At 66.5% G+C, this 22425-nt stretch carries 21 protein-coding genes; 5 read left to right on the top strand and 16 right to left on the bottom strand.

From position 1 onward, the window contains the following. Positions 1-57 precede the first annotated feature (57 nt). Positions 58-1107, bottom strand: coding sequence for a cyclase family protein (locus tag AruCF_RS04995; protein ID WP_049072354.1), 1050 nt, complete (start codon positions 1105-1107; stop codon positions 58-60). Positions 1108-1174: 67 nt separating this feature from the next. Here AruCF_RS04995 and AruCF_RS04990 point away from each other — a divergent pair, with 67 nt between their 5' ends. Together AruCF_RS04990 and AruCF_RS04985 are read left to right on the top strand one after the other, a co-directional pair. Continuing rightward, on the top strand, positions 1175-1951 hold the full coding sequence (locus AruCF_RS04990) for an IclR family transcriptional regulator (protein WP_083036569.1): 777 nt from the start codon (positions 1175-1177) through the stop codon (positions 1949-1951). Then, positions 1948-2928: a Bug family tripartite tricarboxylate transporter substrate binding protein gene (locus AruCF_RS04985; protein WP_083036568.1), complete on the top strand. Its 981-nt coding sequence runs from the start codon at positions 1948-1950 to the stop codon at positions 2926-2928. The genes AruCF_RS04990 and AruCF_RS04985 overlap by 4 nt, the downstream gene beginning before the upstream one ends. A gap of 147 nt (positions 2929-3075) precedes the next feature. Here the strand turns inward: AruCF_RS04985 and cysM are convergent, their stop codons facing one another. From cysM to gyrA, 15 genes are all read right to left on the bottom strand, one after another. Beyond that, on the bottom strand, positions 3076-3987 hold the full coding sequence (cysM, locus tag AruCF_RS04980) for a cysteine synthase CysM (RefSeq protein ID WP_049077573.1): 912 nt from the start codon (positions 3985-3987) through the stop codon (positions 3076-3078). 94 nt (positions 3988-4081) lie between these two features. Then, on the bottom strand, positions 4082-4600 hold the full coding sequence (locus tag AruCF_RS04975; RefSeq protein ID WP_080977346.1) for a ComEA family DNA-binding protein: 519 nt from the start codon (positions 4598-4600) through the stop codon (positions 4082-4084). Between the two features lie 191 nt (positions 4601-4791). Then, positions 4792-5781 carry an ADP-glyceromanno-heptose 6-epimerase gene (gene rfaD / locus AruCF_RS04970; protein WP_049072350.1) on the bottom strand — a complete coding sequence of 330 codons (990 nt, stop codon included), beginning with the start codon at positions 5779-5781 and terminating at the stop codon, positions 4792-4794. After that, entirely contained in the window at positions 5778-6719 is a 942-nt protein-coding gene (gene rfaE1, locus AruCF_RS04965; RefSeq protein ID WP_053085994.1) for a D-glycero-beta-D-manno-heptose-7-phosphate kinase, read from the bottom strand. Before rfaE1 ends, rfaD begins: the two co-directional genes overlap by 4 nt. Beyond that, positions 6716-7933, bottom strand: coding sequence for a lipopolysaccharide assembly protein LapB (gene lapB / locus AruCF_RS04960; RefSeq protein WP_049072349.1), 1218 nt, complete (start codon positions 7931-7933; stop codon positions 6716-6718). The genes rfaE1 and lapB overlap by 4 nt, the downstream gene beginning before the upstream one ends. 61 nt (positions 7934-7994) lie before the next feature. Next, positions 7995-8309, bottom strand: a complete 315-nt coding sequence (locus tag AruCF_RS04955; RefSeq protein ID WP_049072347.1) for a lipopolysaccharide assembly protein LapA domain-containing protein — start codon at positions 8307-8309, stop codon at positions 7995-7997. 191 nt (positions 8310-8500) lie between these two features. After that, positions 8501-8860, bottom strand: coding sequence for an integration host factor subunit beta (locus AruCF_RS04950; RefSeq protein WP_049072346.1), 360 nt, complete (start codon positions 8858-8860; stop codon positions 8501-8503). Between the two features lie 3 nt (positions 8861-8863). Then, entirely contained in the window at positions 8864-10576 is a 1713-nt protein-coding gene (gene rpsA, locus AruCF_RS04945) for a 30S ribosomal protein S1 (RefSeq protein WP_026382780.1), read from the bottom strand. 273 nt (positions 10577-10849) lie between these two features. Then, positions 10850-11539 carry a (d)CMP kinase gene (gene cmk / locus AruCF_RS04940; RefSeq protein ID WP_049072344.1) on the bottom strand — a complete coding sequence of 230 codons (690 nt, stop codon included), beginning with the start codon at positions 11537-11539 and terminating at the stop codon, positions 10850-10852. A 30-nt stretch (positions 11540-11569) separates the two neighbouring features. Next, complete coding sequence (gene aroA / locus AruCF_RS04935; protein ID WP_049072342.1) at positions 11570-12892, bottom strand: 3-phosphoshikimate 1-carboxyvinyltransferase; 1323 nt, start codon at positions 12890-12892, stop codon at positions 11570-11572. Between the two features lie 5 nt (positions 12893-12897). Beyond that, complete coding sequence (locus AruCF_RS04930) at positions 12898-13800, bottom strand: prephenate dehydrogenase (protein WP_049072341.1); 903 nt, start codon at positions 13798-13800, stop codon at positions 12898-12900. Further along, positions 13797-14918, bottom strand: a complete 1122-nt coding sequence (gene hisC, locus AruCF_RS04925; protein ID WP_049072339.1) for a histidinol-phosphate transaminase — start codon at positions 14916-14918, stop codon at positions 13797-13799. Before hisC ends, AruCF_RS04930 begins: the two co-directional genes overlap by 4 nt. A gap of 7 nt (positions 14919-14925) precedes the next feature. Beyond that, positions 14926-16011 (bottom strand): prephenate dehydratase, encoded by a 1086-nt coding sequence (pheA, locus tag AruCF_RS04920; RefSeq protein ID WP_083036566.1) that lies wholly within the window; start codon positions 16009-16011, stop codon positions 14926-14928. Further along, positions 16004-17134, bottom strand: a complete 1131-nt coding sequence (gene serC, locus AruCF_RS04915; protein WP_049072336.1) for a 3-phosphoserine/phosphohydroxythreonine transaminase — start codon at positions 17132-17134, stop codon at positions 16004-16006. The genes pheA and serC overlap by 8 nt, the downstream gene beginning before the upstream one ends. Next, the gene (gene gyrA / locus AruCF_RS04910; protein ID WP_049072335.1) at positions 17134-19791 is read right to left on the bottom strand and encodes a DNA gyrase subunit A; all 2658 of its coding nucleotides are present in this window, start codon (positions 19789-19791) and stop codon (positions 17134-17136) included. The genes serC and gyrA overlap by 1 nt, the downstream gene beginning before the upstream one ends. A 413-nt stretch (positions 19792-20204) precedes the next feature. Between gyrA and ompA the strand changes: the two genes are divergently transcribed. From ompA to AruCF_RS04895, 3 genes are all read left to right on the top strand, one after another. Next, complete coding sequence (gene ompA / locus AruCF_RS04905) at positions 20205-20798, top strand: outer membrane protein OmpA (protein ID WP_049072334.1); 594 nt, start codon at positions 20205-20207, stop codon at positions 20796-20798. A 148-nt stretch (positions 20799-20946) separates the two neighbouring features. Beyond that, positions 20947-21675, top strand: coding sequence for a bifunctional 2-polyprenyl-6-hydroxyphenol methylase/3-demethylubiquinol 3-O-methyltransferase UbiG (ubiG, locus tag AruCF_RS04900; protein WP_049072333.1), 729 nt, complete (start codon positions 20947-20949; stop codon positions 21673-21675). Further along, on the top strand, positions 21672-22346 hold the full coding sequence (locus AruCF_RS04895; protein ID WP_049072332.1) for an HAD-IA family hydrolase: 675 nt from the start codon (positions 21672-21674) through the stop codon (positions 22344-22346). The genes ubiG and AruCF_RS04895 overlap by 4 nt, the downstream gene beginning before the upstream one ends. The last annotated feature ends 79 nt before the right edge of the window (positions 22347-22425 follow it).

Genomic DNA, 22425 nt, shown 5'->3' with positions numbered 1-22425 from the left:
CGGCTCGCCCGGCGCAGGCCCGATCCAGAGGCCTGCCCGATTGCGTCGCCTTCAGGCTCAGACCGTGGCCACCGGCGTGGCGGGCGAACCCACCGCCCCCGGCAGGTTCAACGGCGGCGCGGTCAACAGGAAACGGCTGCGCCCGTGGGCCGTCAGCCAGCGCGCCAGCGCCCCGAGGTACCACATCTCGCCGATCGGCAGGCCGAGCTTGAAAATGCAATGGTGATGCAGCGGCAACGCCGCGCAGCAGGCGTTGGGTTTTTGCGTCGGGTAGATTTCCAACGCATGGTTGTCCGAGGCCATCGCGGCCACCCTGGAATCGGTGATCCACTGCAGCAGCTTCTCGTCGCTGCCATCCAACCCGGCGCAGATCTCGTGCAAGGTGTGATGATCCGGCTGGCGCTGCTTTTCCAGCAGCGCATCGCCGAACTCGGTATGGAACAGCAAGATGTCGCCCTGCTCGATCTCGATGCGGTCGGCCTCGATGATCCGCATCAGGTCGTCGTAGCCCACGGACTTCTGCTCGCGTCCATAATGCCGCGCCAGGTCGATCATCACCCCGCGGCTCTGCAGACAGGACTCGGCCAACTGGGTAATGTCCAGTTTCTTGGCATGCGAGGCGCCGCCCTGGCCCAGGTCGGTCTTGGCAAAGCCGTTGTCCACGTCATAGTCGACCGGGCCGACAACGTGCTCGTTGGGTCGGTAGCCGTTGTAATAGACGCGTTCGGGCAGGCCGTCGCCGTTGGCGTCGAACAACGCGCCCACGTGCGCCAGCGAATCCCACTGGGTCGAGTACTGCAGGCTCATTTCGACGATGTCATCGCTCAGCACGTCGACACAGCCCGGACGCAGCCGGCCCAGGGGGAAGTTCAGGTACTGGTCGCCGTCGCGTTCGGTGGGGCGCAGCTTCGGAGGATGGCGGCGCACATTGACGCCGTTGCCGCCGGGATAATCCAGCGGCAGCGACAGACAGAAGTTCAACCCCTCGCGGACCTCCTGGATTCCCTTCATCACGTTCGCGGGAGTGATGTAATTCAGGCAACCTCGTTGGTCATCAGGACCGAAGTCTCCCCAGTTCGACCCTTCGGGACGGTTCTTCCATCTCATGCGGCGCGGCTCCTTGGCTGGAATTAAGAATTTGACACAAATTTATCACATATAGGATAATAACATCATGGATGTGAAAACAGCTGCCAGAGTCCTGGATGTCCTGAACCTCTTCGCCGAGGCGCAGAAGCCGTTGCTGTACAGCGAAATCGCCGCGCAGATGGAGATCCCGCTGTCCAGCTGCCATGGCCTGCTCAAGACCATGGTGGCGCGCGGCTATCTGTACGAGATCGGCAAGAAGCACGGTTATTACCCGACACAGAAGCTGATCCACGTCGCCACCCTGATCTGCCGCAGCGATCCACTGAAAGCGGTGATCGAGCCGGTACTGGCGCGGGTGCGCGATCTCACCGGCGAAACGGCCCTGCTGGCCAAGCTGGCGGACGACAAGGTGGTCTACCTGATCGTTGCCGAATCCAAGCAGACCATCCGCTTCTCTCACCAGCCGGGCGGTTTCAAGGCGGTGCACGCCACCAGTTCGGGCAAGGCCCTGCTGTCGGTGCTGTCCGAGGACGAGCGCCAGAAATGGTTCAAGACCTACCCCGGTTTCGCCTCGTATACCGAGACCACGCTCACCAGCCAGGCCGCCTTCGACCGCGACCTGCAGGCCGGCATCCAGCGCGGTTGGCAACGCTCGCTTGGCGAGAACGTCGAGGACGTGATGTCCATCTCGCTCGGCTTCAAGGCCTATGAACAACCCTTCGCCATCGTGGTGGCCGGCCCCCTGGGGCGCATGCAGAAAAACGAAGCCACCACGGGCCAGCAACTCAAAGAGGTCAAGGCGCTGCTGTACGCGGCCCTGCCCTCGGCCAACCTCACCTTTGTAGGAGAAGACAGCAGATGAACAAGCGCACTTTGCTCGCCGCGGCATGCTCGGCAATCGCCATCGGGACCTTGCCGCTCGCCAGCGCGCAGGCGCAGGACACCTATCCGGACAAGCCGATCCGCGTGATCATGCCGTGGGCGGCCGGTGGCCCGACCGACGTGGTGGGCCGCGTGATCGCGGTGCGCATGGGCGAGATCCTGGGCCAGCCGCTGGTGATCGAAAGCCGCCCTGGCGCCAGCGGCACGATTGGCGCCGCCCAGGTGGCGCGCGCGCCGGCCGATGGCTATACGGTGCTGATGAACCCGTCCGTGCAGGGCATCTACCCGGCCCAGTTCAAGAGCCTGACCTTCGATCCGATCAAGGACTTCCGCATGGTCGGCGTGCTCGGCACGGTGCCGATGGTGGCGGTGGTACCGCCGGACTCCAGGTTCAAGACCTTCGGCGAACTGCTGGCGCAGGCCAAGGCCCAGCCGGGTTCGCTCAGCTTCGCCTCGCCCGGCGTGGCCACGTTGCCGCACCTGGCCGGCGAGCTGATCAACACCACCACCAAAGCGTCGATCTCGCACGTGGGCTACCGTGGCAGCAGCCCGGCCCTGCCCGACGTCGCCGGCGGCCACGTCGACCTGATGTACGCGCCGCTGGCCCCCGCCCTGCCCTTGATCCAGAGCGGCAAGGTGCGTCCGATCGCCGTCACCACCAAGACCCGCCTGGCCGAACTGCCGGACGTGCCCACCATCGCCGAGAACGGCCTGCCCGGTTTCGACATCGTCACTTGGTATGGCATGTGGGTGCCCAAGGATACGCCGGAACCCATCATCGCCAAGCTCAACAAGGCCATGATCGAGGCGTCGCAATCGCCCAAGGTCGTCGAGGCGCTGAAGTCGCAGGGCACCCTGCCCAGCACCATGACCTACCAGGAAGCCGAAGCCTTCAACCTGGCCGAAAGCGCGCGCTGGATCAAGGTCATGAAGGACGCCAACATCCAGCCCGAGTAAGGCCTGGCGACGGCCCGCGCCACATGGCCGGGCCTTCGACGCGAACGCCCCACGCCCCGGACGGTTCCGGGACGTGGGGCGTTTTTTCTGGGCACGGGCAGCCGCCCGCGGTCGGCTATGGTCACGGGCGGTCGCCCGCCGGCGGCATCAGGCGTTGAAGACGCCCGTGGACAGGTAGCGGTCGCCGCGATCGCAGACGATGAACACGATGGTCGCGTCATTGACGCGCTCGGCCACGCGCAAGGCCGCGACCAGCGCCCCGGCCGACGAGATGCCGCCGAAGATGCCTTCTTCCGAAGCCAGGCGCCGCGCCATGGCCTCGGCCTCGGCCTGCTCGATCGATTCGTAGGCATCCACGCGGCTGCGGTCGAAGATCTTGGGCAGGTAGGCTTCCGGCCACTTGCGGATGCCGGGGATGGACGAACCCTCGGCGGGCTGCGCCCCCACCACCTGCACTGCGGGGTTGCGCGATTTCAGGTACGTGGATACCCCCATGATGGTGCCGGTGGTTCCCATCGCGCTGACGAAGTGCGTGACGCGGCCCTCGGTCTGGTTCCAGATCTCGGGGCCGGTGGTCTCGATGTGCGCGCGCGGATTGTCCGGGTTGGCGAACTGGTCCAGCACCACGCCACGGCCATCGGCCTGCATTTCGGTGGCCAGGTCGCGGGCGTATTCCATGCCGCCCTTGTCGGCCGGCGTCAGGATCAGCTCGGCGCCATAGGCCGTCATGGCCGCGCGCCGCTCTACCGACAGGTTGTCGGGCATGATCAGAATCATGCGGTAGCCGCGCATGGCGGCAGCCATGGCCAGCGCGATGCCGGTGTTGCCGCTGGTCGCCTCGATCAGCGTGTCGCCCGGCTTGATGTCGCCGCGCTCCTCGGCATGCTTGATCATGGACAGCGCGGGACGGTCCTTGACCGAACCGGCCGGATTATTGCCTTCCAGCTTGGCAAGAATGACGTTGCCCCGCGCCGCACCGGCGGCTCCGGGAATGCGCTGCAGGCGCACCAGCGGTGTATTGCCGACGGTCTGCTCGATGGTGGGATAGGTAGTAGTCATGCCGCCGATCATAACCCCGCCCGGCGCCGGGCGCCGCCAAAAGCCGCGCTCGCGCCAGGGGTTCAACACAGCGCCGGGATCGGGCCGGCGCGGATCAGGGGCGTGGCCGGGCCGCGGCCGGCCCACCCGCCCGCGTCGCCCCCGCCGCCTTCGCGGCCACGGGCGGTTTGACCGCCGCCGCGGCCGCGGGCGGATGGCCGACGGGTCGGGCACCGGCCGGCTTGGCCATGCCATCCGCGGCCTTGGACGCGGAACCGGCCTCGCCCACCGTCAAGCCGGCGGCGCCCAGGGCCTCGGCCTTCTTCTGGCTGATGCCGCGCACCCGCTCGGCCAGGTCCTGCAAGGACTCGAACCGGCCGGCTCGTTCGCGCTCGCTGACGATCATCTGCGCCGTGCGCGGGCCGATGCCGCGAATGGCCTCGAGCTGTTGCGCGGTGGCGTCGTTCAGATCGAGCGCCTGCGCCGGCGCGTGCGCCACGCCGGCGGCCAGCAGGGCGGCGCCCAACGCCCGGCGCAGGCCGGGCTGGCAGCGTCCTGTGACGGCGGCGCACGAACGCCGCCACGGCAACGCCGGCAGGCGACGGGCGATGGGGGAATAGAGGAAGGGATTCATGGACAGGTCTCCGGAAAAAAAGCGGCGCAACGGCTGTGGCGCCACCTCCGGATCATGGCCCGCCGGAACACGCCGGCGGGCGCGCAGTGAACGGTTTGATCCACCTCGGCAACCACGCAGGCAAGAAAAAAGCCGCCTGTCGCGGCGGCTTCTTACCCCGGGCGCCCCCCCCGGGACGGCCACGTGCCGGCTTACTTGCGGGCGCGCCAATAACGCACGTACTCGGACACGCCGGTCTGCACATCGCGCATGGGCGCCTTGAAGCCGGCCGCGCGCAGGCGAGTGACGTCGGCCTGCGTGTAGCTCTGGTAGCGCCCTTTCAGATCGTCGGGGAACGGGATGTAGCGGATCAGGTCCAGCTCCACCAGTTGTGCCAGCGTCAATTGCGCTTCGCCGCGTTCGGCGCGCAGGGTATTGACCACGGCCGCCGCGACGTCATTGAACGGCTGGGCGCGGCCCGTGCCGCAATTGAAGATGCCCGATTGTTCGGGATGGTCGAGGAAATGCAGGTTCACCGCCACCACATCCTCCACCGAAATGAAGTCGCGGCTCTGGCCGCCATCCACATAGCCGTCCCAGCCGGCGAACAGGCGCACGTGGCCATGTTCCAGGAACTGGTTCATGTTGTGGAAAGCCACCGAGGCCATGCGGCCCTTGTGCTGCTCGTGCGGGCCGTAGACGTTGAAATAGCGCAGGCCCACGACCTGCGCGGTCAGGCTGTCCATGCGCTTGCGCAGCACCTGGTCGAACAGCAGTTTCGAATAGCCGTAGACGTTCAGCGGACCTTCATTGGCCGGGTCTTCCACGTAGACCGAAGAACCGCCGTAGACCGCGGCCGACGAGGCATACAGGAAAGGAATGCGGCGCGCCTGACAGAACTCGAACAGCTCCAGCGTGACGCGGTAATTGTTGTCGAGCATGTAGCGGCCATTGCGCTCGGTGGTGTCCGAGCAGGCGCCCTGATGCAAAACGGCGCGGATCTCCGGCAGGCTGCCATCGGCGACGCGGCGGCGAAAGTCGTCCTTGTCCAGGTAGTCGGCGATCTTGCAGTCCACAAGATTGACGAACTTGTCGCCCTCGGTCAGGTCATCGACCGCGATGATGTCTTCGATCCCGCGGCGGTTCAGGCCGCGCACCAGGTTGCTGCCAATGAAGCCCGCGGCTCCGGTAACAACGATCATGAGAGTTCTCCTGCCAGTTCGGCGGCGGTGACAACGGACGTGCCCAGCTTGCCCACGGCGATGCCGCCGGCCCGGTTGGCCCAGCCCATGGCATCCGCCCACGGCAGGCCGATGGCGCGCGAGACGGCCAGCGTCGCCAGCACGGTATCGCCCGCGCCGGACACGTCGAACACCTCGTGCGCCTGCGCGTCGATGTGCTCGCGGCCCGTGTCGGTAAACAAAGTCATGCCCTGCTCGGAACGCGTCACGAGCAAGGCTTCCAGGTCCAGATCGGCGCGCAGGCGCTGCGCCCGATCGGTCAGTTCGGATTCGGAATTCCAGCGGCCCACGGCCTGCTGCATTTCGGAACGGTTGGGCGTGACCAGCGTGGCGCCGCGATAGCGCGAATAGTCATCGCCCTTGGGATCGACCAGCACCGGGATGCCGGCGCTGCGGGCCAGCGCGATCAGCGACTCGACCCGCGTCAGCACACCCTTGGCGTAGTCGGACAGCACCACGATGTCGTGATTGGCCAGGTGACGCGCCAGGGCGGCATCGATGCTGTCGAGCGCTTCCGGCGCCGGATGCTGTTCGAAGTCGACGCGCAGCAACTGCTGCTGGCGGCCCAGCACGCGCATCTTCAGCGTGGTGTGCAGGCTCAGGTCGGTGATCAGGTCGGCCTGGATGCCGGCCTCGGCGGCCAGGCGGCGCACGCTGTCGCCAGCCTCGTCCTCGCCCAGCACGCCCACCAGCGTGACATGACCGCCCAGCGCGGCGACGTTGCGCGCCACGTTGGCCGCGCCGCCCAGGCGGTCCTCGCGGCGCGCGACGCGCACCACCGGCACCGGCGCCTCGGGGGAAATGCGCTCCACCTCGCCAAACCAATAACGGTCCAGCATGACATCGCCCACCACGAGCACGCGGCTATGCGAAATGGATTCGGCGGGAAATTGGCTCATTCAAGTTCTTCCAGACGACGCGGCGCGTAGGTTTCCCAGGCATTGCAGCCAGGACATTGCCAGTAGAAACGGCGCGCTTGAAAACCGCAGCTCCGGCACGCGTAGCGGTCCAGTCGTTGCGTATGCTTGTGGATCAGGCTGCGCAGCAGCGTGAGGTCGGCTCCGGGCACGGGGCCCTCTTCGGTGGCGCCTTCCGAGTTGGCCAGTTCGGCCTCCAGCAGACGGTCCAGGCCAAGCAGCGAGGGATGGCTGCGCAGGGCGCCGCGGGCAAAGGCCCAGGCCGGCGCCGAGCCCTGCTGCACGCGCAACTCGCGGAACACAACATTGAACAGGTCGAGCGAGGCATGGCGGGCGTACTGGCGCTGCAACAACTCCAGCCCGGCCTCAGCCTGGCCCGCGGCGCGGTAGTTGGCCAGCAGCTGCTCGGCCACCAGGCCGGCGTACTCGGGGGCGTCGGTCATGACCGACTCCAGGTACAGGCGCTCGCGCTTGGGATCCTGCTCGATCAGCGCCAGGCGGGCGCGCAGCATCGCGGTGCGCACCATGGCGCCCTTGCTCGACATGCCGGCATCGGCGGTCGACAGGGCGTGGTCGGCGGCATCCAGGGCGGCGTGCGCGGCATCGGCATTGGGAGGCTTGGCGGCCAGCGCGGTCGCGGCCTGCTCGCAGTAGTAATGCACGATCTGCGGCACCGGCTCGTCGACCAGGCCATGCAGCGTCTTGACGGCCTCGATGGCGCGCGGCCAGTCGTGCTCGGATTCGTAGATGCGGATCAGCGAACGCAGCGCCGGCAAGGCGTAGCGCGTGTCCTTGAGCTGCTCGAAACCGGATTCGGCGCGGTCGAGCATGCCGGCCTTGAGGAAGTCCTGCGCCAGTTCGTGCTGGGCGTGCTCGCGCTCGGCGGCGGGCAGGTCGGAACGGTTCAGCAGGCTCTGGTGCACGCGGATGGCGCGTTCCATTTCACCGCGGCGACGGAACAGGCTGCCCAACGCGAAGTGCAGTTCGGTGGTTTCGGGATCGAGCTTGGCCACCTCGACGAACGCGTCGATGGCGCGGTCGGGCTGCTCATTGAGCAGGAAGTTCAGGCCCCGGAAATACGAATCGGGCAGGCTGCGGGTCTCCCGCAGCATCTGCCGGATGTCGAAGCGCGCGGCCAACCAGCCCAGCGCGAACAACACCGGCACGAATATCAACCACCAAGGTTCAAAATCCACTATGCGGGCTCTTGCGTAGATTCAATGCGGAAAAGAAAGGCCTGCGGATGGCGCGGCGCCGTCACAGCGGCGACATCGGGGCGACGGCTTCCGGCGGCACGGCCGGCGTGGTGCCGGCCACGGCGGCCTGCACGCGGTCGAGTTCGCGGCGCAGGCGGATGGCCTCGCGGCGGCGGCGCATGGCGGCGGGCACGGTCAGCAGCAGGCCGAACAGGGCGCCGACCACGAACACCACCAGCATGACGACGATCAGCGGCACGTCCTGCACCACGTAATCGGCATAGAACTTCACGGCGACGGGATCGGTGTTCTTCAACGCGAACATCAATACCGCCACGAACACGAGCAATCGCAGGGCCCAGACAAGGTAGCGCATGACGCATGCTCCTAAGAATTCGAGAGGGTCAATTGTAAGCGACCTCCACACCTCGTGTATCGCCCTTCAAAGGCACGCCTTCGATGGTCGCCACGCCCGTGGGCGGGAAGCCCAAAAACAAAGCCCCTTGATTGCTCAAGGGGCTTTGCTCGCGGTCCGATCCGCCCGCAGGCGGCTTGCTGGCCGTGCCGTCAATGCATGGCGTGCAAGCTTGCCATGGACGGCATCGGTTCGCTCGATCCAGAGGATTGAGCGTCCTCGTCGTTGCCGCCGACCAAGTCCACCCGCTCGCGCAATTCCTTGCCCGCCTTGAAGTGCGGCACCTGTTTGCCAGGCACCAGCACTTGTTCGCCGGATTTCGGGTTGCGGCCGATACGGGGAGACCGCTGCGACAGCGAGAAGCTGCCAAAACCGCGGATTTCGATGCGCTGGCCCGAGGCCAGGGCCTGGGTCATCGCATCGAGCACGGTCTTGACCGCGTAATCGGTGTCGCGGGCGGCCAGCTGAGGATAGCGGGCCGCCAAGGCGGCGATCAGCTCCGACTTGGTCACGAATTAACCGTCGTTGCGCTGTTGGTCCAGCTTGGCCTTCAGCAGCGCGCCGAGGTTGGTGGTGCCGGACGAAGCGCTGGCGTCGGACATGCGCTGGATCGTTTCGGCGGTTTCGGCGTTGTCGCGGGCCTTGATCGACAGCTGGATCGAACGCGTCTTGCGGTCGATGTTGACGATCATGGCTTCGATGTTCTCGCCGGCGGTCAGCACGGTGGTGGCATCTTCGACGCGGCCCGAGGAGATCTCGGAAGCGCGCAGGTAGCCCTCGACGTCCACGGACAGCGTCACGACGGCGCCCTTGGCTTCGACCGACTTGATGGTGCCCGGAACCACGGCGCCCTTGTCGAACGTGGCAACGAAGTTGTTGAAGGGGTCGCCTTCCAGCTGCTTGATGCCCAGCGAGATGCGTTCCTTGTCGGTATCGATGCCCAGAACCACGGCTTCGATCTCGTCGCCCTTCTTGAAGTTGCGCACGGCTTCTTCGCCGGTTTCCGTCCACGACAGGTCGGACAGGTGAACCAGGCCATCGATGCCGCCGGGCAGGCCGACGAACACGCCGAAGTCGGTGATCGACTTGATGGCGCCGCGGACCTTGTCACCACGCTTGAAGTTGGTGGCGAACTCTTCCCACGGGTTCTGGCGGCACTGCTTCATGCCCAGCGAGATGCGACGACGGTCTTCGTCGATTTCCAGGACCATGACTTCGACTTCTTCGCCCAGGGTCACGACCTTGCGCGGATCGACGTTCTTGTTGGTCCAGTCCATTTCGGAGACGTGCACCAGGCCTTCGATGCCGGCTTCGACTTCAACGAACGCGCCGTAGTCGGTCAGGTTGGTGACCTTGCCGAACAGGCGGGTGCCTTGCGGGTAGCGGCGAGCCAGGCCCACCCACGGATCTTCGCCCAGCTGCTTGACGCCCAGCGAGACGCGGCTCTTTTCCTGGTCGAACTTGAGGACCTTGGCTTCGACTTCCTGACCCACTTGCAGGACTTCGGACGGGTGACGCACACGGCGCCAGGCCATGTCGGTGATGTGCAGCAGGCCGTCGATGCCGCCCAGGTCCACGAACGCGCCGTAATCGGTGATGTTCTTGACCACGCCCTTGACCACCGCACCTTCGTGCAGGGTTTCGAGCAGCTTCTGGCGCTCTTCGCCCATGCTGGCTTCCAGCACCTGGCGACGCGACAGCACGACGTTGTTGCGCTTGCGGTCGAGCTTGATGACCTTGAATTCGAGGGTCTTGCCTTCGTACGGGGTGGTGTCCTTGACCGGACGCAGGTCCACCAGCGAACCCGGCAGGAACGCGCGGATGCCGTTGGTCATGACGGTCAGGCCGCCCTTGACCTTGCCGGTGATGGTGCCGGTGACCAGCTCGCCGTTTTCCAGGGCCTTTTCCAGTTGCAGCCAGGCCGACAGGCGCTTGGCGCGGTCACGCGACAGGATGGTGTCGCCGTAGCCGTTTTCCAGGGAATCGATGGCCACCGAGACGAAATCGCCGGGTTGCACTTCGAGCTCGCCCTGGTCATTCAGGAACTCTTCCAGGGGGATCAGCGCTTCGGACTTCAGGCCGGCGTTGACGACGACGAAGTTGTGGTCGACGCGCACGACTTCGGCGCTGATGACCTCGCCGGACTTCATGTCCTGGCTCTTGAGGCTCTGGGCGAAAAGGTCGGCGAAACTTTCGCCGCCGGTGGCGGTAGTGGAAACGGAAGACATGGGGTTGAAATCCATTGGGCCGAAATGGCCGTTAAAAACACACCGCAGCGGATTGCCCGCCACAGTGGAGTCAAAATACCTGCCTGCCGGTTTGCCCTTGCGGGGTGTCCCGTGGGGGTGTCGCCTGGCCAGGACAGGGCCGATAAAAAAGACTGGCGGGTGCCTGCGCCGTAAGCCTCATGCGTTTCATGTGCATCGACTCATGTGCATCGACTCATGCGCTTGATACACCGCGCTCGATACACCGCACTCGATACGCCACACTTGATACGCTTAATGCGTCGGACGGGCCTGCCAGAGATCCAGTATTGCCTGCACGGTTTCCGCAATCGTCAGATTCGACGAATCCAGCACGTGTGCATCCGCTGCGGGAGCCAAGGGCGCCGTGGCGCGCTGCGTGTCGCGGGCATCCCGCTCGCGCATATCCCGCAAAAGGTCGTCTAGATTAGCAGAAATTCCCTTTTCGATCAACTGCTTACGCCGCCGCTCAGCCCGCGCGACCACATCGGCCACCAGGAACACCTTCAGGGACGCATCAGGGAACACCACCGTGCCCATGTCGCGGCCGTCCGCGACCAGCCCGGGAAGCAGGCGGAAAGCGCGCTGGCGCCCGAGCAGCGCCTGCCGCACCCCGGGAAAAGCGGCCACGCGGGAAGCGAAATTGCCAACGGCCTCGCGCCGGATCTCATGGCCGACGTCGGCGCCCTCCAGGTAGACATGGGGGCCGTCGAAACGCACGTCCAGCGTCTCGGCCACGCGGGCCACGGCGGGCTCGTCGGCCGCGTCGACGCCGCGGTTGATCGCCGCCAGGGCGGTCAGCCGGTAGAGCGCGCCGCTGTCCAGCACCGCCCAGCCCAGCGCCTTGGCGACGCGGTGGGCGACGGTGCCCTTGCCCGAGGCGGTCGGGCCGTCGATGGTGATGACGGGAGCAGCGGAAGTCACGATCGGATCAGTCGAAGTCATGTAGGGAAAATGGGCCGGAGCCCGTGGTCGCTACGCCGACACCAGGCCGGCGTAGACATCAAAGTAACCCGGGAACGTCTTGCTGACGCAACCCGGATCCAGAATCCGCACCGCCGCCGGGCCAAACGCGGCCAGCGAGAAGCACATCGCCATGCGGTGGTCGTCCCAGGTGCCGATGTGCGCGCCGCGCCAGCCCCCCTCGGCGGGCGGCGTCACGCTCAGCCAATCCGGCCCCGATTCCACCCGCGCACCCAGCTTCTCCAGCTCGGTCTGCATGGCGTGGATGCGATCGGTTTCCTTGACGCGCCAGCTGCCGATATTGCGCAGGCGGCACGGGCCATCGGCGTACAGCGCCAGCGCGGCGGCCGTCATGGCGGCGTCGGGAATCAGGTTGAAATCGGTGTCAAAGGCCTTCAGGCGACCGCCCTCGGCCACGCGCACGCCGGTCACTTCGATCCAGCCGTCGCCGTAGGTCACGCTCGCGCCCATGGCAGCCAGAGTCTCGGCGAATTTGACGTCGCCCTGGATGCTGTCGGCGCCCACGCCGGTCACCCGCAGCGGACCGCCGCCGATGGCGCCCAGCGCCAGGAAATACGACGCGGTGGAGGCATCGCCCTCGACCGCGATGCGGCCCGGGCTGCGGTAGCGGGCGCCGCCGGCGATGGTGAAGCGGCTCCAGCCATCGCGCTGCACGGTCACGCCGAAACGCGCCATGAGATTCAGGGTGATTTCAATGTAGGGCTTGGAGATCAGTTCGCCCAGCACCTCGATCACCACCGGCTGGCCGCTCTGGCCGGCCTGCAGCGGCGCGGCCATCAGCAAGGCGGTCAGGAACTGGCTGGAGACCGAACCTTGCACCTGCGTCACGGCCGGCGTCGCGATCTCGCCGCGGCCGATATGCAGCGGCGGGTAGCCAGGCTGCCCCAGGTAGTCAATGCGGGCGCCGAGCGCCTTGAGCGCATCGACCAGGTCGCCGATGGGACGCTCGTGCATGCGCGGCACGCCGGACAGGCGGTAGTCCCCGCCCATCAGCGCCAAGGCCGCCGTCAGCGGCCGGATGGCGGTGCCGGCGTTGCCCATGAACAGGTCGGCGCTGTCGACCGGAAAGCGGCTCACGCCGCGCACGGTGACACGGCCCTCGGCCAGCTCGGACACCGCCACGCCCAACTGCCGCAGGGCGGCCAGCATCACGCGGGTGTCATCCGAATCCAGCAGCCCCGTGATGGCGGTCTCGCCCTCGGCGATGGCTGCCAGCAGCAACACGCGGTTGGAAATGCTCTTGGAGCCGGGCAAGGCCATGACGCCCTGCGCGCGCCGCACGCGCGGCAGATCCAGGAAAGGCAACGCGCCCATGTCGATTACTCCTTGCGCCAGTTGCGGCGCGCCTGCGCCGCCGTGTCCAGCAATGCCAGCAAGGCCGCGCCGTCGCCGCCATCGATCGCGCGCTCGGCCCGATCCAGCACGGCGCGCACGGCCGCCAGCTCGGCCAGCATGGCGTTGCGGTTGGATAGAAAGATATCGCGCCACATCTCGGGCGATCCCGCCGCGATGCGGGTGAAATCGCGAAAGCCGCTGCCGGCCAGCGCCAGCCGCGTGGCGGCGTCCTCGGCGGTCGCGACCTGTTCCATGTACACCGACGACAGCAGGTGCGGCAGGTGGCTGACCGACGCCAGCACCCGGTCATGCGCGCCGGCCTCCATGTCGATCACTTGCGCGCCACAGGCCCGCCACGCGTCGCGCACCAGGGCAATGGCGGCGGCACTGTTCTCGGCCAGCGGCGTCAGGATGACGCAACGGGTTTGATACAGGTCGGCATCGGCGGCCTCGGGGCCGCTGCGCTCGGCGCCCGCGATGGGATGGCCCGGCACGAACTGGCCGATGCGCGCGCCCAGCGCCAGGCGGGCGGCATCGACCACCTCGGCCTTGGTGCTGCCGCCATCGGTCAGCAGCGTCGCATCACGCAGATGCGGCAGCATGCGCGCCAGCATGTCCTTCAGGCCGCCCACGGGCGTGGCCAGGAACACCAGGTCGGCGCGGGCGGCGGCCTCTTCGGCGCTGACGGCTTCGTCGATCAGGCCCAGCTCCACCGCGCGCGCCAGCGACGCGGCATTGCGGCCCACGCCCAGCACCCGTCCCACCTGCCCCGCCCGGCGCAAGGCCGCGGCGAAGGAACCGCCGATCAGGCCCACGCCGACAACGGCCAACACAGGAATCAGGGGGCCAGCGGCCCCCTGATTCGGCTTGGAGGAAGCGCCGTTCATTCGGACAGGATGGCGGTCAGCGCGTCGATGAAGCGGGCGTTTTCCTGCGGCAGGCCGATGGACACGCGCAGCCACTCGGGCAGGCCGTCGCCGGCCACGGGGCGCACGATCACGCCGCGCTTGAGCAGCGCCAGATTGATGCGCGGCGCATCGCCCACGTGCACCAGCACGAAGTTGCCGTAGCTGGGCACGTAGCGCAGCTTGAGGCGGTCGAAGGCTTCGCACAGCTGCGCCTTGCCGGCCTTGTTGGACGTGTACGCCTGTTCCAGGTAGGCGGCATCGCCCAGCGCGGCCACGGCGGCGGCCTGCGCCAGCGTGTTGACGTTGAACGGCTGGCGCACGCGGTTGAGCAGGTCGGTCAGGGCCGGCTGCGCCACCGCGAAGCCCACGCGCAGGCCGGCCAGGCCGTAGGCCTTGGAGAACGTGCGCGAGACGATCAGGTTGGGATAGCGGCGCACCAGCGCGGTGCTGTCGAACCGGAATTGCGGTTCCAGGTATTCGTTGTAGGCCTCGTCCAGCACCACCGTGACGCGATCGCCGTGGGCGGCGTGGACGCGCTCCAGGAACGCGGCCACCTGGTCGCCCGGCACGAAGGTGCCGGTGGGGTTGTTGGGGTTGGCGATGAACAAAAGGCGCGTGTCGTCGGCGATGGCCTCGAACATGGCGTCCAGGTCATGGCCGTAGTCCTTGGCCGGCACCACGATGTGGCGCGCGCCGCGGGCCTGCGTGGCCAGGCGGTAGACCGCGAACGAATGTTGCGCGTAGACCGCCGACGTACCCGGCTCCAGCAGCGCCAGCGCTGCGATTTCCAGGATGTCGTTGGAGCCATTGCCCAGCGTGATCCAGTTCATCGGCACTTCGTAGCGCGCGGCCAGCGCGGCCTTCAGATCGAAGCCGTTGGGGTCCGGATAGCGCGCCAGCGACTCGGCGGCGGCCAGCATGGCGGCGCGCGCCGACTGCGGCATGCCCAGCGGGTTCTCGTTGGAGGCCAGCTTGACGATCCCGGCCGGATCCAGCCCGAATTCGCGGGCCAGTTCCTCGATGGGCTTGCCTGCCTGGTAAGGCGCGATGGCGCTGACGTGCGCGGGAGCGGCGAGAGGCTTGGAGGTGTTGGTCATGGAGGACTCACGGCGCCGGGTAGGAACCCAGCACTTTCAGGTAGGCAACCTGCGCCCGCAGGGTATCCAGGGCGAGCGCGACATTCGGATCGTTGCGATGTCCCAGGACATCGACGTAGAAATAGTATTCCCACTCGCCGGTGCGGGCCGGCCGCGACTCGAAGCGCGTCATCGACACGCCGTTGGCCGCCAGCGGCGCCAGCATTTCATAGACCGCGCCCGCGCGATTCGGCACCGCCAGGATCAGGCTGGTCTTGCCCTTGCCGCTGACCAGCGGCTCGATGTTGCCGATGGCCAGGAAGCGCGTGCGGTTGTGCGGATCGTCCTGGATGCCGGCGCTGACGACCTGCAGGTTCCAGGCCGGCGCGGCCACTTCGCCAGCGATGGCCGCGATGGTCGGATCGGACGCGGCCACGCGCGCGGCCTCGGAATTGCTGGCCGCGGCGACGCGTTCCAGGTCCGGGTAATTGCGCGTCAGCCAGCCCTGGCATTGGGCCAGCGCCTGCGGATGGGCAGAGATCGTCTTGATGCCGTCCATGTTGCCGGACTGCGACATCAGGCAATGGCGGATGACCAGCGAACGCTCGCCCAGGATGCGTAGCGGCGTGTTCAGCAGCAGGTCCAGGCTGCGGTTGACCGCGCCCTCGGTCGAGTTCTCGACCGGCACCATGCCGACGTCGGCCTGCCCCGCCTCGACGGCGCGGAAGACTTCGTCGAACGACACGCACGGCAGCTTTTGCACCGCGTGGCCGAAATGCTCCAGCGCGGCCTGCTCCGAAAACGAGCCCTGCGGGCCCAGGTAGGCGACGGTCATGCCGCGCTCCAGGCCACGGCAGGCCGAGATGATCTCGGTCCAGACCGAGGCCACGCCGGCCGCGGGAAACGGACCGGGGTTGAGTTGCTGCAGCCGACGGATGACCTCGGCTTCACGCTCGGGGCGCAGCACCGGGCCGTCGGCATGGGCGGCATGCTTGGCTTCGCCCACTTCCTGCGCGGCGCGGGCGCGCTGCGACAGGAGGTCCAGGATCTGGGCATCGAGCGCGTCGATGCGGTCGCGCAAGGGGCGCAGCTTGCGCTGCAGGTCGTCATCCATAGCGGCGCTCGAATTCCTTCAGGTACTCAACCAGCGCGGCCACGGCGGCCAGCGGCACGGCGTTGTAGATCGAGGCGCGCATGCCGCCCACGCTCTTGTGGCCCTTGAGCTGGGTCAGGCCGGACGCGTCGGCGCCTTGCAGGAAGGCGTCGTTGAGCGATTCGTCGCGCAGCACGAACGGCACGTTCATGCGCGAGCGCACGGGGGCGTGGATCGGATTGCGGTAGAAGCTGGTGCTATCGAGGTAGCCGTACAGCAGTTCGGCCTTGGCCTTGTTGGCCGCTTCCATGCCGGCCACGCCGCCATTGGCCTTGACCCACTTGAACACCAGCCCGGCGATGTAGATCGCGAAGGTCGGCGGCGTGTTGTAGCGCGAATGCTCGGCGGCCACGTTGGCGTAGTCGAAGGCCGACGGGCAGATCGGCAGTGCATGGCCGATCAGGTCGCGGCGGCAGATGGCCATGGTCACGCCGGCCGGGCCGGCGTTCTTCTGGGCGCCGGCGTACATCATGCCGCAGCGGCTCACGTCCATCGGACGCGACAGGAAATGCGAGGAGGCGTCGACCACCAGCGGCACGTCGGGCGCGCCGAGCGCGGCCGTGTCGGGCCAGTCCAGGAATTCGACGCCGCCGATGGTCTCGTTGCTGCACAGGTGCAGGTACGCCGATTCCTTGCGCACCTTCCAGGTGTCGACCGGCGGCACCCAGGTGAACGGCGCCTGTTCGCGCCCGTCCAGCTGCGTTGCCTGGCCGCTGGTGGCCGCGACCTGCGCGTCACCATAGCGGCCGGCTTCCTTGTGGGAACGCGAAGACCAGTGGCCGGTCACGACGAAGTCGGCCGCCGGCGTGCCGCGCCGCCCCATGAGATTCATGGGAACGATGGCGTTCTCCCCGGAACCCCCGCCCTGCATGAACATCACCGCGTAGTCGGGAGACAGGCCGAGCAGATCGCGCAGATCGCTTTCGGCTTCGTCGCAGATCTGCACGAAGTGCTTGCCGCGATGGCTCATTTCCATCACGGACATGCCGCTGCCGTGCCAGTCCAGCATTTCCGCAGCGGCTTGCTGCAGTACCACCTCGGGCAAGGCCGAGGGGCCTGCCGAGAAGTTCCAGGGGCGGGCCATTATTGCTCCGTAGGTTCCGTCGAATCCGTTGCAGCGGCGTCGCCGTTGCCCTCTTCCTGGCCATCGTCCAGGTCTTCGCTGTCATCGTCCGCGTCGCTCTCGACCACGCGGCGCACGCCGGACAGCGAGCTGCCGTCGTCGACGTTGATGAGGGTGACGCCTTGCGTGGCGCGGCCCATTTCGCGGATTTCCGCGACCCGGGTGCGCACCAGCACGCCGCCGGTGGTGATCAGCATGATTTCATCCGACGGCATCACCAGCACGGCGCCGACCACCTTGCCGTTGCGCGAGCTGGTCTGGATGGCGATCATGCCCTTGGTGCCGCGGCCATGGCGCGTGTACTCGGTGATCGGGGTGCGCTTGCCGTAGCCGTTTTCGGTGGCGGTCAGCACGCTCTGCGTTTCGTCCCCGGCCACCAGCAGCGCGATCACGTTCTGCGTGTCCTCGAGCATCATGCCGCGCACGCCGCGGGCGTTGCGGCCCATCGGGCGCACGTCGTTCTCGTCGAAGCGCACGGCCTTGCCGGCGTCCGAGAACAGCATGACGTCGTGCTTGCCGTCGGTGAGATCAGCGCCGATCAGGTAGTCGCCATCGTCCAGGTCGACCGCGATGATGCCGGCCTTGCGCGGGTTGGAGAAGTCGGACAGCGGGGTCTTCTTGACCGTGCCGCGCGAGGTCGCCATGAAGACGTAGTGGTCTTCGCTGAATTCCTTGACCGGCAGCACCACCGTGATCTTCTCGCCTTCGGCCAGCGGGAACATGTTGACGATCGGCTTGCCGCGCGAGTTGCGCGTGCCTTGCGGCACTTCCCAGACCTTGAGCCAGTAGACCCGGCCACGGTTCGAGAAGCACAGCAGGAAGTCATGGGTGTTGGCGATGAACAGCTGGTCGATCCAGTCGTTTTCCTTCATCGCCGTGGCCTGCTTGCCGCGGCCGCCGCGCTTCTGCGAGCGGTACTCGGACAGCGGCTGGCTCTTGATGTAGCCGCCGTGCGACAGCGTCACGACCATGTCGGTGGGCGTGATCAGGTCTTCGGTGTCGAGTTCGGTCGCGTTCAGCTCGATTTCCGAGCGGCGCGTGTCCTTGGCGCCGGTGGAGAACTCGGCCTTGATGGCCTGCAGCTCTTCGCCGATGATGGTCGTGATGCGCTCGGGACGGGCCAGGATGTCCAGCAGGTCGGCGATGGCGGACATGACGTCCTTGTATTCGCCGACGATCTTGTCCTGCTCCAGGCCGGTCAGGCGCTGCAGGCGCATGTTCAGGATTTCCTGGGCCTGGGTATCGCTCAGGCGGTACAGGCCGTCGCCCTGCAGGCCGAACTCGGCGCCCAGGTCGTCCGGGCGGAAGGCCGCGCGGCCTCCCGGCGTGTCGCCGTCGGCGCGCGACAGCATTTCGCGCACCAGCGAGGAATCCCACGACTTGGCCATCAGTTCCTGGCGCGCGACGGGAGGCGTCGGCGCGGCCTTGATGATGGCGATGAAGTCGTCGATGTTGGCCAGCGCCACGGCCAGGCCTTCCAGCACGTGGCCGCGTTCGCGGGCCTTGCGCAGCTGGAACACGGTGCGGCGGGTGACCACTTCGCGGCGATGCTGCAGGAAGTAGTCGATCATCTGCTTCAGGTTGAGCAGGCGGGGCTGGCCGTCGACCAGCGCCACCAGGTTCATCCCGAAGGTGTCCTGCAGTTGCGTGTTCTTGTAGAGGTTGTTCAGCACCACCTCGGGCACTTCGCCGCGCTTGAGCTCGATCACCAGGCGCATGCCGTCCTTGTCGGACTCGTCGCGGATGTCGGAAATGCCTTCGATCTTCTTGTCGTTGACCAGCTCGGCGATGCGTTCCTGCAGCGTCTTCTTGTTGACCTGGTAGGGGATCGCGTCGACCACGATGGCCTGGCGGTTGCCCTTCTCCATGTCCTCGAAGTGGGTCTTGGCGCGCATGATGACGCGGCCGCGACCGGTGCGATAGCCTTCGCGCACCCCGGACATGCCATAGATGACGCCGCCCGTGGGGAAGTCCGGCGCCGGGATGATCTCCATGAGTTCATCGACCGAGCACGCGGGATTGCGCAGGCAGTAAAGGCAGCCGTCGACCACTTCCTGGAGGTTGTGGGGCGGAATGTTGGTGGCCATGCCGACCGCGATGCCCGAACTGCCGTTGACCAGCAGGTTCGGCAGGCGCGAGGGCAGCAGCAGGGGTTCTTGCTCGCTGCCATCGTAGTTGGGACCGAAGTCGACCGTTTCCTGGTCGATGTCCGCGAGCAGCTCGTGGGCGATCTTGGCCAGGCGGATTTCGGTGTAACGCATCGCCGCGGCGTTGTCGCCGTCGATGGAACCGAAGTTGCCCTGGCCGTCGACCAGCATGTAGCGCATGGAGAAATCCTGCGCCATGCGGACGATGGTGTCGTAAACGGACTGGTCGCCGTGGGGGTGGTACTTACCGATGACGTCCCCGACGATACGCGCGGACTTCTTATAGGCGCGGTTCCAGTCGTTGTTGAGCTCGTGCATCGCGTAGAGCACGCGCCGGTGGACGGGCTTGAGCCCGTCCCGCACATCCGGTAGCGCCCGCCCGACGATCACGCTCATCGCGTAATCGAGGTAACTGCGGCGCATCTCTTCTTCCAGCGATACCGGAAGCGTCTCCTTGGCAAAGGAATCCATATATATAACGACAGAATCGTGTAAGGAGGAACCCGGGCCGGGTAAACAGGAAATTCTATCATTCGATTGGGATCGCGGCCCCAAGGGCCCCGAGCGGCCATCGGCGCGGCCCCGCACGCGGATGTCGGCGGCAAGCGGCACCGGCACGTTCGCCAACGTCCGGCGAGCCTGTTGTCAAAAACCAACATGGCAAACGGATGGAGCGCGGAAAACGTCATATCCAGCACCAATGCGGCTGTCCAGGGAAGCCAAAGCCCCCCAAATGCCTTAAGATTGTTTCCAGCACGCAGGAAACCCAGTAGCTATTCCTTTGAACCAGCTCTTGGCGTTGCTATACTGGCCCCGTTTTCCTGATATGCGGCGGGGGTTCGCTGCGAGTCACTTATCCAGCTTCAAGCTCAACGAGGAGAAACATGAACAAACCCTCCAAATTCGCTCTGGCGCTCGCCTTCGCCGCCGTCACGGCCTCGGGTGTAGCCTCGGCCCAGTCCTATCCGCAGACGGTGGACAACTGGCGCAATCCGTTCGGTAACGTTTGGAAGAACGGTACGAACGAACTGTGCTGGCGCGATGCGTTCTGGACCCCGGCCACCGGCATCCCCGGTTGCGACGGCGTTCCGGTCGCTCAACAGAAGGCGAAGCCGGCCCCGATGGCGGCCAAGGTCGTGTTCAACGCTGACACGTTCTTCGACTTCGACAAGTCGACCCTGAAGCCCGAAGGCCGTCAACTGCTGGACCAAGTCGCCCAGCAAGCTCGCGGTATCGAGCTGGAAACCATCATCGCCGTCGGCCACACCGACTCGATCGGTACGGACGCCTACAACCAGAAGCTGTCCGAGCGTCGTGCCGCTTCGGTCAAGGCCTACCTGGTCAGCAAGGGCATCGATCCGAACCGTATCTACACGGAAGGCAAGGGTAAGAAGAACCCGATCGCTTCCAACAAGACGAAAGAAGGCCGCGCCCAGAACCGTCGCGTTGAAATCGAAATCGTGGGTAGCCGCAAGTAATTGCCGGACTAGCTACAATAAAGGGCCTCGCATAGCGAGGCCCTTTTTTTCGCCCGGCTTGCACCAACACGGTGCAATCAACCCGGCGCCCGCGAGCGCCGCCGTCCCGCTCTATATATATAGAGTGCCGCCTTATGCTGGACCGCCCATGAGCCCCCACACTTCCGACTCCGCCCAAGCCACCATCAACGCCGACCAGGCCGAACTGGACAAGTTCGCCGCGCTGGCCAGCCGTTGGTGGGACCCCGAAAGCGAATTCAAGCCCCTGCACGCCATCAACCCCTTGCGCCTGGAATGGATCCAGGAAAGCGTGGGCAGCCTGGCGGGCAAGAAGGTGCTGGATGTCGGCTGCGGCGGCGGCATCCTGTCGGAAGCCATGGCCCGCGGCGGGGCGGACGTCACGGGCATCGACCTGGCCGACAAGTCGCTCAAGATCGCCAAATTGCACGGACTGGAATCAGGCGTCAAGGTCGAGTATCGCAAGGTGCCCGTAGAGCAATTGGCGGCCGAGCAGCCGGGCCAATACGACGTGGTCACCTGCATGGAAATGCTGGAACACGTGCCGGACCCGGCCTCCATCGTGCGCGCCTGCGCGGCGCTGACCAAGCCGGGCGGCTGGGTGTTCTTCTCGACCCTGAACCGCAATCCGAAGTCGTTCCTGTTCGCCATCATTGGCGCCGAATACGTGCTGCGCCTGCTACCGCGCGGCACCCACACCTACGACATGTTCATCAAGCCGAGCGAACTGGCATCAGCCGCCCGCGGCGCCGGCCTGGAACCGGTCGGCATGCGCGGCATGGAATACAACCCGATCACCCAGATCTATTCGCTGACGTCCGACACTTCGGTCAACTACCTGATGGCTACCCGCAAATGAGCGCCCTGATCCTGTTTGATTTCGACGGCACGCTGGCCGACACCGCTCCCGACCTGGCCGCCGCCGCCAACCAGCAGCGCACCCGCCGCGGGCTGGAACCCCTGCCCTACGAAACGCTGCGCCCGGTCGCGTCACAGGGCGCGCGCGGCCTGCTGCGCGTGGCGTTGGGGCTGAAGCCGGGCGATGACGAGTACGAGCCGACCCGCCTGCAGTTCCTGGAAGACTACGCCGCCAGCTCCACGGTCCACAGCAAGCTGTTCCCGGGCATCGAGGCGTTGCTGTCCGATATCCGCCAGCGCGGCCTGTCATGGGGCATCGTCACCAACAAAGTCACCTACCTGACCCTGCCGATCGTCGAGCACCTGAACCTGACCCGTGACAGCGCCGTGCTGGTCTGCGGCGACACCACAGCCCACGCCAAGCCGCATCCGCTGCCGCTGCAGCACGCCGCGCGCGAGGCCGGCTTCGCCACCGACCGCTGCGTCTACGTCGGCGACGACCTGCGCGACATCCAGGCGGCGCACGCGGCCGGGATGCCGGCGGTTGCCGCCGCCTACGGATACGTCGGCGAAGAAGACAACATCAGCACCTGGGAAGCCGAGACCTGCGCCAACACGCCAGCCGAACTGTGGACGGCGATCGCGCCGCTGCTGCCGCGCGATCTGCGTTGAAGCATCGTCATCCGCGCTGATCTCCCTCGACTCGCATCGCCGCCCTGCCCGGCGGCATGCGGGCCGGCATGACAGGAGC

The organism is Achromobacter ruhlandii, from assembly GCF_002082135.1.
Taxonomy (GTDB): Bacteria; Pseudomonadota; Gammaproteobacteria; order Burkholderiales; family Burkholderiaceae_B; genus Achromobacter; species Achromobacter ruhlandii.
This window is presented reverse-complemented; position numbering and strand designations above follow the sequence as displayed.